This window comes from Bacteroides sp. An322 (assembly GCF_002161765.1).
Classification (GTDB): domain Bacteria; phylum Bacteroidota; class Bacteroidia; order Bacteroidales; family Bacteroidaceae; genus Phocaeicola; species Phocaeicola merdavium.
Genome location: NZ_NFIN01000001.1, coordinates 188,814 through 202,889 on the forward strand (window position 1 = coordinate 188,814; position 14,076 = coordinate 202,889).

Genomic DNA, 14,076 nt, shown 5'->3' on the forward strand with positions numbered 1-14,076 from the left:
TCATACGCCGTTTGAGATACCCTCATACGCCGTTGGAGGCAGGCTCATACGCCGTGTGAGGCAGGACGCTGTTTCATTACTGTTCCTCTTCTTTTCGCCTTTCCGCTATCTGCCGTATGGCGGCTTCCATGTCGCCGCCCAGCTTCTCCGCCAGTTCGCGGACTTCCATCTTCTCCGTTTCCTCCGTCGTGTAGGCTAAATACTCCTGCATGGACACCTCCGTGGCGTACACCGCCGACTGTGTGCCGCCCAGCCCTATCCATACCTCCTTGTACCGTCTGGACGGGTCGTTGGACTGGTTGATGGAGAGTATCTGTGACTTCTCCTTTTCCGTCAGCCCCAACAGCCCCTGTATCTGGTCAAAGCGGTTCATAAACTTCCGTTGGTCGAGCAGTATCTTGCAGTCCGAGTTGTTGATGATGCTCTCCTTCACGATGGGCGACGAGATGATGTCGTCCACCTCCTGCGTCACCACAATCGCCTCGCCGAAGTATTTTCTGACCGTCTTGTACATATAGCGCAGATAATCAGCCATGTTCGCCGAAGAAAGAGCCTTCCAAGCCTCCTCCACGATGAGCTGTTTCCGGACGCCTTTCAGCCTCCGCATCTTGTTGATAAATGCTTCCATGATGATAATCGTAACCACCGGAAAAAGCTCGGCATTATCCTTCACCGAATCAATTTCGAAGACCACGAACCGCTTGTGCAGCAGGTCGATGTTCTCCGTGGAGTTGAGCAGGAAGTCGTACCGTCCGCCCCGGTAATACTGCCGGAGCGTGGTCAGGAAGTTGTCGATGTTGAAGTCCGTCTTCGCCACCTTGATGTAGCGTTCCTCCATCTCCTTGCGGTACACGTCCCGCATGTACTCGTAGAACGAGTTGAACGACGGAACGATGCTCCTGTCCTGCTGGATTTTCAGGATGTATGCGTTCACCGCGCTGCCCAGTTCCGCCGACTCCGTTTTCGTGGCGGGTTCGTTCTCGCTTTTCCACAGGGTGAGCAGCAGCGTCTTGATGCTGTCCTTCTTCTCCACATCAAACACCCCGTCGTCCGTGTAGAACGGGTTGAACGAGATGGGCTTTTCCTCCGTGTAGGTGAAGTAGATGCCGTCCTTTCCTTTGGTCTTGCGGTGTATCATCTCGCACAGCCCTTGGTAGGAGTTGCCCGTATCGACCAGCACCACGTGGGATCCTTGTTCGTAATACTGCCTGACAAGGTGGTTCATGAAGAATGACTTGCCGCTTCCCGAAGGGCCCAATACGAACTTGTTTCTGTTCGTTGTCACGCCCCGCTTCATCGGCAGGTCGGAGATGTCGATGTGCAGCGGCTTGCCGCTGATACGGTCCGCCATGCGGATGCCGAAGGCGGAGGGCGAGTCCTTGTAGTTGGTCTCGCCGGCGAAGAGGCACACCGCCTGCCCGATGAACGTGTGGAACGCTTCTTCCGCCGGGAAGTCGGCGGCGTTGCCGGGGATGCCCGCCCAGAACAGCGTCGGGCAGTCCGTCGTGTTGTGGCGCGGCACGCAGCCCATTGAAGCCAGCTGGCTGCCTACATCGTTCTTGATGCGTTTCAGTTCCTCCGCGTCGTCGCTCCACGCCATCACGTTGAAGTGGGCGCGGACGGACTTCAGCCCCTGCGAGTGCGCTTCGTTCAGGTATTCCTCGATCCACTCGCGGTTGATGGCGTTCTGGCGGCTGTACCGCGAGAGCGACTGCATGTTTCTCGCCGTTTTCTCGAAGCGGCGCAGTTCCTCGTCGCTGTTGCCGATGAAAACGTACTGGTTGTAGATATGGTTGCAGGGAAGCAGCAGGCCCACGGGAGCGGCGAACGACAGGCGGCAGTCCGAGCGGTCGGTGGAGAGCCGTTCGTAACGGCTGTCCGTGGCCACCGCAGCGGGCAGGTCTTCCGTGTCCGACAGGGTGTGCAGGCACAGCCGGTTGTCGCCGATGCGCATCTCCCTCGCCGTCATTTCCATGTCCTCCAGACAGTCCACATTGCCCGGCGAGAGTGCGAAGTACCTGCCTATGATGCCCGTTTCCTTTTCCGTGCCCGTAAGCTCGTCATCGGAGAGCCGGCGCAGCCGGATGTGCCCCGAATCGTTCAAGATACGCGCGAACTGCTCCACCGCCTCGATGAACTTCACCGCCGTTTCCTTGTCCTGCATCTCCTTCGGCACGATGTGCCCACGGCACAGGGTGTTCCAGTTGCTCTGTTGCCTCATGCGATCCTTCGTTGTCTTCGTCAGGAACAGGTAGCACTTGTGGTGCAGGAACGGGCGCTCGTTGAAGTGCATCTCGTAGCTGCGGGCAAGGAAGCCCATGCCCTCCCTGCCTGTGTCGGGGCGGTACCGCTCCTTCACGTACCAGTCCTGCTTGTGCAGCACCGAGTAGTCGGGCAGCACCTTTATCGCCTTGCACCACGCGGCGTGGATGGCCTCGTACTCCTCCGCCGTTACGGTATAGACCTCCGGCAGTTCCACCTCGAAGGCGGCGGTAATGTCCGCGTCCTTCGAGACGATGCAGCCGTGCTCCACCGAGAGCAGCGGGAAGCGGCTTTCCAGCGTGGTGGCTTTCATTACATTTCTCATACGTTTCTTCCTTTCTTTTTTCGTCTTAACAGATTGGACACCCGTCTGCGGTGGAGCACATGGCGGGGGCGCATCCGTGCCGCGCCCAGTTTCATCAGCCCGTGTTCGCCGTACTTCGCGTTCAGCCGGAACGTGAGCCAGACGGTGGCGGAAGCAGACACCACACCGAAGCCGATGCAGAGCCACTGGCCCGCGCCTGCCATGTACAGGATGACAAAGAGGATGAAGGCGGCAAGCAGCCCGCCTGCGAAGATGAACAGGTATTGCGCCTTCAGTCCCTTGAACTCCACCGGACGGCCTATGCCCTTGTTGATAGGGTATTCAGCCATTGTCCTTATACCTTATTATATATGTATAGGTATGCCCGTTTATTAAAGGAAGAACGAACGGAGAATCGTCGCGCTCACAATCAGGAAGATGCACGCCCCGAACCAGCTCGCGGCGGTCTTCGAGGTGTCGGGGTCGCCCGATGAGAACTTGCCATATACCTTGATGCCCCCGATAAGCCCGACGACAGCACCGATGGCGTAGATGAGTTTCGTCGCCGGGTCAAAGTATGAAGTGACCATGCTGGTGGCTTCGGTGATGCCCGCCATGCCGTTGCCTTGTGCGGACGCTGAGATGTTTGCAGCCAGCAGAAGGGCTGCGAGAATGATTTGTTTTTTCTTCAATGTCTTTGTCATAATCGTTTCTTTTTTGTGCCTCCGGGTTGGATAGTCCCTTTGGCGGTTGATACTTGTTTTACTTCTTGCGGCTTTGGATGAAGCCGGCTTGTGGATTTAGTGGTTCGGTGGCAAGCCGTGGTTTAGCCGTAGTCGATTTTCTTTTTTCGCATCATTGTTTCGTTTTACTTGTTATACAAAATCACGGATATTGAAATCCTCAATATTGTCCGGCACGTTTGGGACTGTAGTCCGTACCGCCGTCGGGGTCGGTTCCTTCCGTATGGTGGCGGAAACGCTGTCCATATAGAAATCCATCAGTTCGTTCAGTTTCCTGCGGGTCGCTTCCGAACTCTTTTCTATCATCGCGAACAGCTCGTTACCCTTCATGTCGCAGAACACCATCCCGGCGTGGCGGCGTTCCTCCATTGTGGCTGCCGGTTTCTTTACCGTCCGCATGGCAAGGTCGATGTCCTCGAAGGTGAAGCCGCTTGCCTCATGGGGTTCGCCATCGTAATCCTCATTCCCGTCATATTCTGCCATGTCCGACACGCGGCTGTCGCTGAATGTTTCATCAAGTTCGTCATCGGGCACTTGGCGTGACGGCTTGTTTTCCGGTGCTTGTCCTCCGTCGGTATCCGTTTCATCGGCAAAGGTAACGTCCTTTTCTTCCACCGCCTCGGCTTCCACGGAAGTGGCAGCTTCCGGCACTGTGGTGTCCTTTTCTGTCCCAATCCAGTCCGATATTTTGAACTTGCTCCTGCCCACGACATCGGGCGGCGGTTCCTGCCGTTTCCGGTCTGTGTTTTCTTGACTGCCGGCCTTCTGCCGTTCCTGCTGCTCCCATGTCAGATAGAAAAGTATCCACAGGTTGCACATCATCATCAGGACAATCAGGAACGTCACCATCGGCTTATCGTTATCTGTTCGACCATCCCGTGGCTCTTCTTCCCATGCAGGGTTTCCAGTTCAGCCCTGTGCTGTTCAAGGTGTTCGGTGACAATGCTGTCTATGTAACCGGATATGGTTGTCCCTTGCCCTCCCGCCATGCCTACGATCCGCTTGACGGCTTCATGGTTCTCGCGGCTGATGTACACCGCCTTCTGTGCGGTTCCTTCCGGCCTGCGCCCGTTGAGGTACTTGCCCGCATAGGCTTCTTCCTTTCCCTTGCGTCTGAAAATGTTGATGTTCAGTTTCATGATTATTTTCTTTTGAGTTAGAAAATCGGTTTGCTTAATTCATACAGTTTGGTCATCTCATCCTTGTGGCTTGCGAAATGCTCTGCCAGTACATTGTCTATGTAACCGGATAACGTAATCTTGTTCTTCCCGATAATATGGACAATATGTTGTATCCGCTCGTGGTGTTCGTCACGGATATAAGCTGTCTTACATGTGCGGGCGGTAAAGTCCGCACTCTTCAGGTATGTATAGATGTAGTTTTTTACTTTTTCCACCTCACTCGCATCTTGCGCGATACCTGTTCCTGAATTTTTTTTCTTGTCTATTTTTCTTTCCATTGTCATTTTTGCTTTTAATGTTAATAAACGTCTTCATAATTCTTTTTGTAGAGCCTGCGTATCACTTCCTCTTTCTCGCGGAAATGTTGTTCCAACACACGGTCCACATAGACTGACAGCGAAATCCCGTTTTTCCCGATGACCTGTACGATGCGCTGTATCCGCTCATGGTAATTCTTACGGATATAGGCAGTCTTGCCTGAACATATGGGAGTTTTCGGCGCATGTAGGAAGAGTTCCATATATTCCTCTTCCTGTATGGTTTCTTCCTTTTTCGCCTTTATTGACGGTTTCTCCGTTGGTCTTGTCACCTTGTCTGGGGCATTTTCATCCGTTCCAGCATTTTCAGGGGCGGCGGACGTGGGCATTTCTGGACGGAACGAGTCCAGAAACTTGCCGGGATCAATATCGACATCAAGTTTTTTAGCCATGCGTCGGGCGCTTTACGATACCGAGTATTTCTTCCGCAAGGTCATCGATGCCGCTACCTTTCGCCAGTGCTTTGTCTGGTGGCAGCAGCGTGGAACGGAAAAACGGGCGGTCGCCTTCTTCCGAACCTTCCTTGCGGAAACGCTTGCTGTCCGGCAGGCTTGTCTTCAGCGTTTCCAACCCCATCCCGGCAATCACTTTGTCATAGATGTCGTACAGGTCGGTTTTCTCGCGTTTGTCCACCATATTCCACAACAGTCGGATACCTTTGATGTTCGACTTGCCAGTGGTGATCAGCGTGTCATTGATAATGCTTGCATACTTCAGCGAACTTTCCATGATGAATCGGTCGGCGGCTATAGGACAGAAAATGTAATCCATGGTCGCCACCGTCTTGATTAATCCGAGGTTGTTCACCGTACCCGTCAGGTCGAAAAAGATGAAATCGGGCGGTGTCGCCGACTCAATGAAGGGCTTGACCGTTTCTATCGCATTGTCGGGTCGGCTGCCCACAATCGGGTAGGCACGTTTGCCGATGCGCTTGAACTGGTCATATGCCAGCTTGCGCAGGTACGGGTTGCGCTCGATGTTCTTCAGGTCACGCTCGCGCATGTCCTTAATGCTGAACTGGGGAAAGTCGCAGTCCACGACTACCACGTCGTACCCTTTCACGTAATACAGGTAACTCGCCATCAGTACGGTGAGTGTCGTTTTGCCGGCTCCTCCCTTCTGGGTGGAGAAGGCGATGAACAAAGGTTCTTTTTTCATTCTTCTTTTTTTAATTGTTAGACATCGGTTTATTGCAGGTCGGCATATATGCCATTTCGCAGACTTGTTCATTTGCACATTTGCGGCTTTGCTTGTATGCTCATGAGGTTACTCGCTTGCTTGCAATCTAATGTGCCTGCTTGCGTTTCCGCCTGTACGCTTGCGTGCCGGCAGGCAGGCACACAGGCAGGAGGGCAGACAGGTGCAAGGATTTGCACATTTGCGGATATGCCTGTACGGAAATAGGCAGGCTTGCCGACCTTTCTGCCTGCAAAGTAAAGGGCATTTTTCCATATCCGTATCGTTTTGGAGTTTGGTGGCAGCTTCTGGCAGCAAGTGGTAGGGAGTGGCTTCGTTCTTGTCACGTTTTCAAGGGCTTAAACGCCCTACCTTTGCACCCAAGCGGCAGGGCAATGCTCCCGGCGCGTACCGCAGCCCCCGGCTCCGTCCTTCTTTTGGGCAGCCGGAGGGTATCGGGCGACCGATACCTTTATGGGATTGTTATAACAGGTATATCCCCAATCCGTCTGCTACGGATTTTTGTGTCCTCTAAGACACAGCAAGGTATGTTTCGAGTTACCCGAAACCTTGCGGGTTACTCCCGCAAGCCTTGCCCCTGAAAGGGGAAGGGGGCTTCCTCTCCGAAGTCGGGAAGCCTGTTTCCTACCTGCGGCACGTGTGCCGGAAGCTGCGCTTATGCCGTGAAACCACTAAATCCATAGTAATAATGAACAGAGAACGTAAGAAAGGGGGAAGACACCCCAAGTTGGAAAAGAAAACGCACCATGTGATGCTGCGTTTCAACGACGAGGAATGGCTCAGGTTCCTCGCCATGTACGAACAGACGGAGGTGAAGGCAAAGGCGGTGTTCGCCAAGGCACGCATCTTCGGCGGGGAGTTCCGTGTGTTCCGGGAGGACAGGACGCTGGTGGAATACTACGCCAAGCTGTCTTCATTCCATGCGCAGTACCGCATGATAGGCAACAACTACAACCAGACCGTCAAGGAGCTGCGCTGCCATTTCTCCGAGAAAAAGGCGATGGCATTGCTCTACCGGCTGGAGCAATGCACGAAGGAACTGGCGGCATTGACCCGCCAAATCGTGGAACTGACAAAGGATTTCGAGGAACGATGGTCGCAAAAATCAGTTTAGGAAAATCCTTGTTCGGGGCATTGGCGTACAACGGGGAGAAGATTAACAAGGAACAGGGCAAACTGCTCGGCACGAACAAAATCTTCGACGGCTGTTCCGGCAGGATGGATATCCACCGCGCCATGCAGGACTTCTCACGTTACCTCTCGCCCCACGTGAGGACGGAGAAGCCCGTCATGCACGTATCGCTCAACCCGCATCCCGATGACCGACTGACGGACATGGAACTGGAGGGCATTGCGCGTGAGTACATGGAACGGATGGGGTTCGGCGAACAGCCGTACATCATCTATAAACACGAGGACATCGACCGCCACCACCTGCACATCGTGACCATCCGTGTGGATGATAACGGCAGGTGCATCAGCGACCGCTACAACTTCCGCAAGAGCCGGGAGATTACCCGTGAACTGGAACGCAAGTACGGCCTGCACCCCGCCGACCGCAGGCAGCACCGCCATGACAACCCCTTGCGGAAAGTGGACGTTTCGCAGGGCGACGTGAAGCGTCAGGTGGCGAACACCGCCAAGGCGGTCATGGCGGCTTACAAGTTCCGGACGATGGGCGAATACCGCGCCCTGCTCTCCCTCTACAACGTCACGGTGGAGGAAGCCCGTGGCAACGTGGACGGGCGCGAGTATCACGGGCTGGTCTATGCCGCCACCGACGATGCCGGTAACAAGGTTGGCAATCCTTTCAAGGCATCCCGTATCGGGAAGTCCGTCGGCTATGAAGCCGTGCTGCGCAGGTTTGAATTTTCCAAAGGGCAGATCCGCGACAAGCGTCTGGCGGACAGGACGCGCAAGACCGTCGCCGCCGCGCTCGCCCGGACCTACCGTAAGGAGGAGTTCATCGGCTTGCTTCATGCAAAGGGCGTGGATGTGGTGTTCCGCCACACGGATGAGGGGCGCATATACGGGGCGACCTTCATCGACCACCGCACGGGCTGCGTGCTGAACGGCTCGCGCTTGGGCAGGGAGTTTTCCGCCAACGCCTTGCAGGAGCATTTCACCCTGCCGTATGCAGGCACTCCGCCGATACCGTTCACCATTACGGAGGACGAACCGCAGCAGGAAGCCCGTACCTATGTGGAACACGACGAGGGGCACTCCACCGGCTTGGGGCTGCTCGGTGGCGATGCGTCGGGCGCACAGGCGGAAGAAGCCGCCTTCGAGCGTGACCTCAAACGCAGGAAGAAGAAACGCCGCAAGGGTTTGGGGCTGTGATAACCTAAGTACGGAACTAAGGGTACCTAAGTACGGAACAGAGATAGCCTAAGTCCGTACCTTAGGTATCTTCACTTTCTATCGGTATTAAACACGATTATTCATCAACTAAAAAACAGAAACAGATTTATGTCACAACAGGAAGACGATTTGAGGGCATTGGCGAAAATCATGGATTTTCTGCGTGCCGTAAGCATTTTACTGGTGGTCATACACCTCTATTGGTATTGTTACGAAGCCGTAAGGCTGTGGGGCATCGACATCGGCGTGGTGGACAGGGTACTGTTGAACTTCGACCGCACCGCAGGATTGTTCCGCTCCATCCTTTATACGAAACTTTTTGCGTTGGCGCTGCTGGCACTCTCGTGTCTGGGCACGAAGGGGGTCAAGGAGGAAAAAATCACGTGGGCAAGGATTTGGACGGTGCTTGCAGCAGGGCTTGTGCTGTTTTTTCTGAACTGGTGGATATTGTCCCTGCCGTTGCCCGTAGAGGCAAACGCGGCATTGTACACCGCCACCGTTGCGGCGGGCTATGTCTGCCTGCTGATGTCCGGCACATGGATGAGTCGCCTTCTGCGCACCAACCTCATGGAAGACGTGTTCAACGTGGAGAACGAGAGCTTCATGCAGGAAACGCGGCTCATCGAGAACGAGTATTCGGTGAACCTGCCCACACGCTTCTATTACAGGAAGAAGTGGAACAACGGATATATCAACGTAGTAAACCCGTTCCGTGCGTCCATCGTACTGGGCACACCGGGCAGCGGAAAGTCGTATGCCGTGGTAAACAGTTTTATCAAACAACAGATTGAGAAAGGTTATTCAATGTATATCTATGATTTCAAATTCAGCGACTTATCGACTATTGCCTACAACCACCTGATGAACCACCCGGAGGGATATAAGGTCAAGCCGAAGTTCTACGTGATAAACTTCGACGACCCGCGCCGCAGCCACCGCTGCAATCCCATACACCCCGATTTCATGGAGGACATCACCGATGCCTACGAGAGTGCCTACACGATAATGCTCAATTTGAACAAGACTTGGGTGCAAAAACAGGGCGACTTTTTCGTTGAGTCACCGATTATCCTGTTTGCCGCTGTGATATGGTTTTTGCGCATCTACAAGGACGGCAAGTATTGCACCTTTCCCCATGCCATCGAACTCTTGAACCGCCGTTACGAGGACGTGTTTCCAATTCTCACCAGCTATCCCGAATTGGAGAACTACCTTTCCCCGTTCATGGACGCATGGCAGGGCGGCGCGATGGAACAGCTTGCCGGACAGATCGCGTCGGCGAAGATACCGCTATCCCGTATGATTTCCCCACAGCTCTATTGGGTCATGTCCGACAGCGAGTTTACCCTCGACATCAACAATCCCGATGAGCCGAAGATACTCTGTGTCGGCAACAACCCCGACCGCCAGAACATCTACGGCGCGGCATTGGGCTTGTACAATTCCCGCATCGTGAAGCTTATCAACAAGAAGGGCAAGCTGAAGTCGGCGGTAATCATCGACGAACTGCCCACGATTTACTTCAAGGGGCTGGACAACCTTATCGCCACCGCCCGAAGCAACAAGGTGGCTGTCTGCCTCGGTTTTCAGGACTTCTCACAGTTGAAGCGCGACTACGGCGACAAGGAAGCCGCCGTAGTGATGAACACGGTGGGCAACATCTTCTCCGGTCAGGTGGTGGGCGAGACCGCCAAGACCCTTTCGGAGCGTTTCGGCAAAATCTTGCAGAAGCGGCAGAGCATCACCATCAACCGCGAGGACAAGTCCACCTCCATCAACACGCAGATGGAGAGCCTTATCCCGGCGAGCAAGATTTCCACGCTCACGCAGGGTATGTTTGTCGGTGCAGTAGCCGACAACTTCAACGAGCGCATCGAGCAGAAAATCTTTCATTGCGAAATAGTGGTGGATGCCGAAAAGGTGAAACGCGAGGAACAAGCATACAAGCCCATCCCCGTCATCACGGACTTCACCGATGCCGACGGCAACGACCGCATGAAGGAGATGATTCAGGAGAACTACAACCGCATCCGTGCCGAGGTGCGGCAGATTGTCGCCGACGAGTTGCAGCGTATCCAATCCGACCCGGAACTGCAACACCTGTTGCAGAACAAGTAGGACACCGCAGGCGAAAAGAGAAAATCCGTAGCTCGGTTCAGACCGGGTTACGGATTTTCCTTTTCTTGTATCTTCTTTTCTGCTTTGAGCAACTTGTTTAGGGTGGAAATGGCAAGGGTCATCAGATAGTTTTTCAACTCGCTATCCTCCTTCAGCAAGATACCATATTTTTCGGCAAAGGCTTCCAACATCCATTTTCGGATGTCTGCCATATCCTCCCCGAAAGGTATCAGCCGGTTCTCATCCCAATAGACGGTAACGGCAGACACAAACATTGACTTGAAAGCCGCCTTTTGTTCCGCGTTCAGTTTCTTGTAACGTGTCCTTTCCGTAATGGGAGGTTCGCTGTATGGCATGACGGACACCGGGTCATAGACAGACACCAAGTCGCCGCCGTAATCAATGATTATCGGCAAGTCTGACATTGCACCCTGTTTTCGTTTTTTCTTTTTCGCCATGCTACTTGTTTCCTTTCAACAAAGCCTTACCCTGTTCAGTAAGGCGGTATTTTTGTTTAGGGCTATGCTTGGTCAAACCGGGATATACCGTTTCAACAAATTCAAGCCCGATGGCAGCGTTCAAGTAATTTTCCAAAAAATTGCTTTTGTCTTTCAAACCGATTGCTTCCATTATCTCTTTGGGTGAATAGGAGCCATCCGACAGAGCTGCGATTAGTTTGCCGACCTGTGGGGTGACTGTGGGATTACTATGGGGTGGCTGTGGGGTGGCTATGGGATTTTCCTCCATAGCCTTTGGCGCGTAGCGGAATACAAGCACGACAAAACCGCCGCCCAACCTGTATTCGGGAGACGGCAATCCGGCTTTACGGCACTCTTCCTCCATCAGGCTGATACCGCGTCCCCAATTCTCCAACAGTTTCCTTTTATAAAGGACATTGGCGATGATTGGATTTTGAGGTTCCGAACAATGCTCGGACGCCATCTTCTCCACATCCCAGCCATGCGGAAAAGAGCCGGGATTTTCTATCTCCACACGGTCATCGTATATGGCGATGCCGACAGAGCCTCCGGCTTCCCTGTAACTGCGGTGAGCCAACGAGTTCAATACACCTTCCCTCACAGCCTTATAAGGCACACTCAGTCGTTCTTCACGTTCCAGCCCCTCAATCCTGCCCGACAATGAAAGATGTTTGAACAGAAAAGCTATCGCAGCATCAAGCTGTTGGAATATATTGCCGTAAATGCGTTGGCTGTCTATGAATTCCATCTTGTCCGTTCCCCTGAAACGAGCTAAGCGCAGCAGGCATTGGGGATAGTTTGCCGGCATTTCCCGGTTGGCAAACAGGATGGCGGCTGCATGGTTCAACACGCCGTTCCTCATCAAGCTGAATTTTTCAAGGATGGCAGGAATGTCGTTTCCTGTATTTTCCGGCAAGCGTCCGCAGTCTATTCCCAAACGGACTGTTTTAAGCACCTCGTTCTCATCAATGTCATTTAATGTCAAATCAGGGTCGTCGAACAGTTCCCAACGGTGACGCACACCGTCGCGGTCGAGCAACAACTCATTGTATTTTTGTTGCGGCATGGCGACAGTTGTGCTTTCCACACGCATATAAGGGCGGTTCTTATAAGTAAACGGGCGTTCCATCCTTGAATCTTCAACATGGAGGGCGATGATTTTCTTTTCACCGTCAGGCAAGGGCACGTATGAAACCTGTACCGTGGCGGTAGGCTCCAATCTGCCGATGGCTTCCGCAATATCCCGTTTCGTCTTGTCGCTCACTTCCTGCCCGATGATTTTACCGTTGTCCGCCACGCCGAACAGCACCGTGCCGCCTTCGCCGTTGAGGAAGGCGCACAGCGTTTCCATGCCACGCTCCAACTGTCCGGTGGTCTGCTTGAACTCAACCTTGCCGCCTTCCTTTTCAGCTGTCAGGTTCTGTATGATATTGAGATTGTCTATTTCCATCGTCTTGCTCTTTGGTTTACAAAAATAATAAATTGCCCTGCCGAAAACGAAAGTTTTATGCTATTTCTATGTATTATGTCGAAAAAACAGGCGAGGAGACACTCACGCGCCCCCTTGCCTTACTGTTCTTATATAAATGGACAATAACGTCTATCTTCTTTGCCGCTCCCGTTCCTCGTCCAACAGCATCCGCTTGTTCACCTTCTCCGCAGCCCGGTCGAGGAAATAGGTGCGGCTCTCGCTCTTGCGCATCTTGATGTCGTTGTATATGTTGTAACAGCCTTTCGCCTGTACGCCGAACACCTTGTAGCAGTAGGAAGCTATCTCTTTCAGCGATGCTTCACCGCCGTTTATACAGCCCATCTCGCTGATGCCATAGATAAGTTCCACGAGGTCGGACGCCTTGCCCGTCCACCGCATGGGCGGGGCATCGGCAGGCGTATCGTCTTTCTTTTCATCTTTGGAGGGGATGGAGGATAGTGGCGGCACTTGGTTATGTGGCATGGAAATGTGTTTCAGCATCTTGCGCACGAAGGCGAGGGCTTTGCGCACGTACACGCTGTGGTGGGTGCCCGTATCTTGCAGGGCTTTGTGGTATTGCAGTTCCGTTTCCGCATAGCTCAACGCGGGCAGCGGATGGCAGGGGCTTGCAGCTCCCGTGCAGAGCGAAATGACCGTTGCAACGAACTCGTTGTATGCCGCACTCAGCCCGTTGCGGCTTTCGGGGTTGTCTATCAGGCGGAAGAACTCCGTTTCTGTCAATATGAGATGTTCCATTTGCTTTCAGTTTTATGTTGTTACACTTGGGTTGAAGTGTGCGCACATAAAACTATCGGGCAAACGGCAGTCCAACGGATGGGATTTTTTGCGGTTTGTTTTGCAAGTCGCTGATAAACAGCAGACATATTTAATAAAAATAAATTGGAATACCCAAATTCAGCCTTTCGGAAGTGTTCAGATATTGAACACGTGTTCATAATCTGAACACTCTTTTGAGCAGGGAGGTGTTCACTTTCTGAACAGTCGCACCCTCATTCTTGCGGTACACGGCTTTCAGCGAACCGTCCTTGTATGTCTTTGTCTCGTCCCGCATCCATTCGCTTTCAGGCAAATCTCCAAGGAACAGGCGGCAGCCGTTCCCGGCAATGACGGGTATCGTGCAGAGGATGATTTTGTCCAGCAGGTGCATCCTTGCCATGCCGTTGATGATGCTTGCGGTAGCGGTGTTGGCTTCTATGAAACAGGTGATGTCGGACTTGTCAAGCACCAACGTGGTAAGGGAAGTGTATTCGGAGAGCGGACGGGCGGTTTCTTTCATTCCGACAATGCCGAATCTGTCCGGCGTGTCGGTTTTGGCAAGCCATTGCTGCGCTTTCCCTGAACTGTCCGCAAGGCATCCGTCCATCGTGAGGACGGCGAATAATACGACTTTTCCCATTCGGTCTGCTTTTTAGTGGTTATGACCGGAAGCCGTCATACGAAAATAGCGTGCAAATCACACTACTTTCTGGTGACGGCTCTGGACTGCCTCTACGGAATGTACGTGACTGCACGCTATGCCGAGGCATAGCATAAGCATCACGCAATCGCCTTCCATAGTTCCAATTGTCCAGATTTTCACCAGATGCGCCTTGCGGTCTTATTCTATACTATATTTTCATCGG

The 14,076-nt window shown here is 53.3% G+C and carries 16 protein-coding genes; 3 read left to right on the forward strand and 13 right to left on the reverse strand.

The genetic code is table 11. The features are described 5' to 3' along the window. Positions 1-76: 76 nt before the first annotated feature. The 9 genes from B5F91_RS00805 to B5F91_RS15090 all read right to left on the reverse strand — a co-directional run bounded on the left by B5F91_RS00805 (position 77) and on the right by B5F91_RS15090 (position 6,251). A complete protein-coding gene (locus B5F91_RS00805) occupies positions 77-2,587 on the reverse strand; it encodes a TraG family conjugative transposon ATPase (RefSeq protein WP_087427214.1) in 2,511 nt (836 codons plus the stop codon). Next, positions 2,584-2,916, reverse strand: coding sequence for a DUF4133 domain-containing protein (locus B5F91_RS00810; RefSeq protein WP_071148924.1), 333 nt, complete (start codon positions 2,914-2,916; stop codon positions 2,584-2,586). Before B5F91_RS00810 ends, B5F91_RS00805 begins: the two co-directional genes overlap by 4 nt. A gap of 42 nt (positions 2,917-2,958) precedes the next feature. Next, positions 2,959-3,270 carry a DUF4134 domain-containing protein gene (locus B5F91_RS00815; protein ID WP_087427215.1) on the reverse strand — a complete coding sequence of 104 codons (312 nt, stop codon included), beginning with the start codon at positions 3,268-3,270 and terminating at the stop codon, positions 2,959-2,961. 171 nt (positions 3,271-3,441) lie between these two features. Continuing rightward, entirely contained in the window at positions 3,442-4,158 is a 717-nt protein-coding gene (locus B5F91_RS00820) for a conjugal transfer protein TraD (RefSeq protein ID WP_072541324.1), read from the reverse strand. After that, complete coding sequence (locus B5F91_RS00825) at positions 4,152-4,448, reverse strand: DUF3408 domain-containing protein (protein ID WP_072541325.1); 297 nt, start codon at positions 4,446-4,448, stop codon at positions 4,152-4,154. Before B5F91_RS00825 ends, B5F91_RS00820 begins: the two co-directional genes overlap by 7 nt. Before the next feature lie 17 nt (positions 4,449-4,465). Continuing rightward, positions 4,466-4,768, reverse strand: a complete 303-nt coding sequence (locus B5F91_RS00830; RefSeq protein ID WP_072541326.1) for a DUF3408 domain-containing protein — start codon at positions 4,766-4,768, stop codon at positions 4,466-4,468. A 20-nt stretch (positions 4,769-4,788) separates the two neighbouring features. Continuing rightward, positions 4,789-5,199, reverse strand: a complete 411-nt coding sequence (locus tag B5F91_RS00835) for a DUF3408 domain-containing protein (protein WP_072541327.1) — start codon at positions 5,197-5,199, stop codon at positions 4,789-4,791. After that, positions 5,192-5,965, reverse strand: coding sequence for a ParA family protein (locus B5F91_RS00840; RefSeq protein WP_072541328.1), 774 nt, complete (start codon positions 5,963-5,965; stop codon positions 5,192-5,194). Before B5F91_RS00840 ends, B5F91_RS00835 begins: the two co-directional genes overlap by 8 nt. 127 nt (positions 5,966-6,092) lie before the next feature. Continuing rightward, a complete protein-coding gene (locus B5F91_RS15090) occupies positions 6,093-6,251 on the reverse strand; it encodes a hypothetical protein (protein ID WP_158099872.1) in 159 nt (52 codons plus the stop codon). A 441-nt stretch (positions 6,252-6,692) separates the two neighbouring features. Here B5F91_RS15090 and mobA point away from each other — a divergent pair, with 441 nt between their 5' ends. The 3 genes from mobA (at position 6,693) to mobC (ending at position 10,483) form a co-directional block, all read left to right on the forward strand. Next, positions 6,693-7,118: a conjugal transfer protein MobA gene (mobA, locus tag B5F91_RS00845; RefSeq protein WP_087427216.1), complete on the forward strand. Its 426-nt coding sequence runs from the start codon at positions 6,693-6,695 to the stop codon at positions 7,116-7,118. Next, entirely contained in the window at positions 7,097-8,344 is a 1,248-nt protein-coding gene (gene mobB / locus B5F91_RS00850; RefSeq protein ID WP_087427217.1) for a conjugal transfer protein MobB, read from the forward strand. Before mobA ends, mobB begins: the two co-directional genes overlap by 22 nt. A 129-nt stretch (positions 8,345-8,473) precedes the next feature. Then, positions 8,474-10,483 carry a conjugal transfer protein MobC gene (mobC, locus tag B5F91_RS00855; RefSeq protein WP_087427218.1) on the forward strand — a complete coding sequence of 670 codons (2,010 nt, stop codon included), beginning with the start codon at positions 8,474-8,476 and terminating at the stop codon, positions 10,481-10,483. 47 nt (positions 10,484-10,530) lie between these two features. On the opposite strand, the gene B5F91_RS00860 is transcribed toward mobC, so the two are convergent. From B5F91_RS00860 to B5F91_RS00875, 4 genes are all read right to left on the reverse strand, one after another. Continuing rightward, on the reverse strand, positions 10,531-10,941 hold the full coding sequence (locus B5F91_RS00860) for a hypothetical protein (protein WP_087427219.1): 411 nt from the start codon (positions 10,939-10,941) through the stop codon (positions 10,531-10,533). Position 10,942: 1 nt separating this feature from the next. Further along, positions 10,943-12,412: an ATP-binding protein gene (locus B5F91_RS00865; RefSeq protein ID WP_087427220.1), complete on the reverse strand. Its 1,470-nt coding sequence runs from the start codon at positions 12,410-12,412 to the stop codon at positions 10,943-10,945. A 150-nt stretch (positions 12,413-12,562) separates the two neighbouring features. After that, entirely contained in the window at positions 12,563-13,189 is a 627-nt protein-coding gene (locus B5F91_RS00870; RefSeq protein ID WP_087427221.1) for an RteC domain-containing protein, read from the reverse strand. A 196-nt stretch (positions 13,190-13,385) separates the two neighbouring features. Continuing rightward, positions 13,386-13,850, reverse strand: a complete 465-nt coding sequence (locus B5F91_RS00875; protein ID WP_204244646.1) for a hypothetical protein — start codon at positions 13,848-13,850, stop codon at positions 13,386-13,388. Between the last annotated feature and the right edge of the window lie 226 nt (positions 13,851-14,076).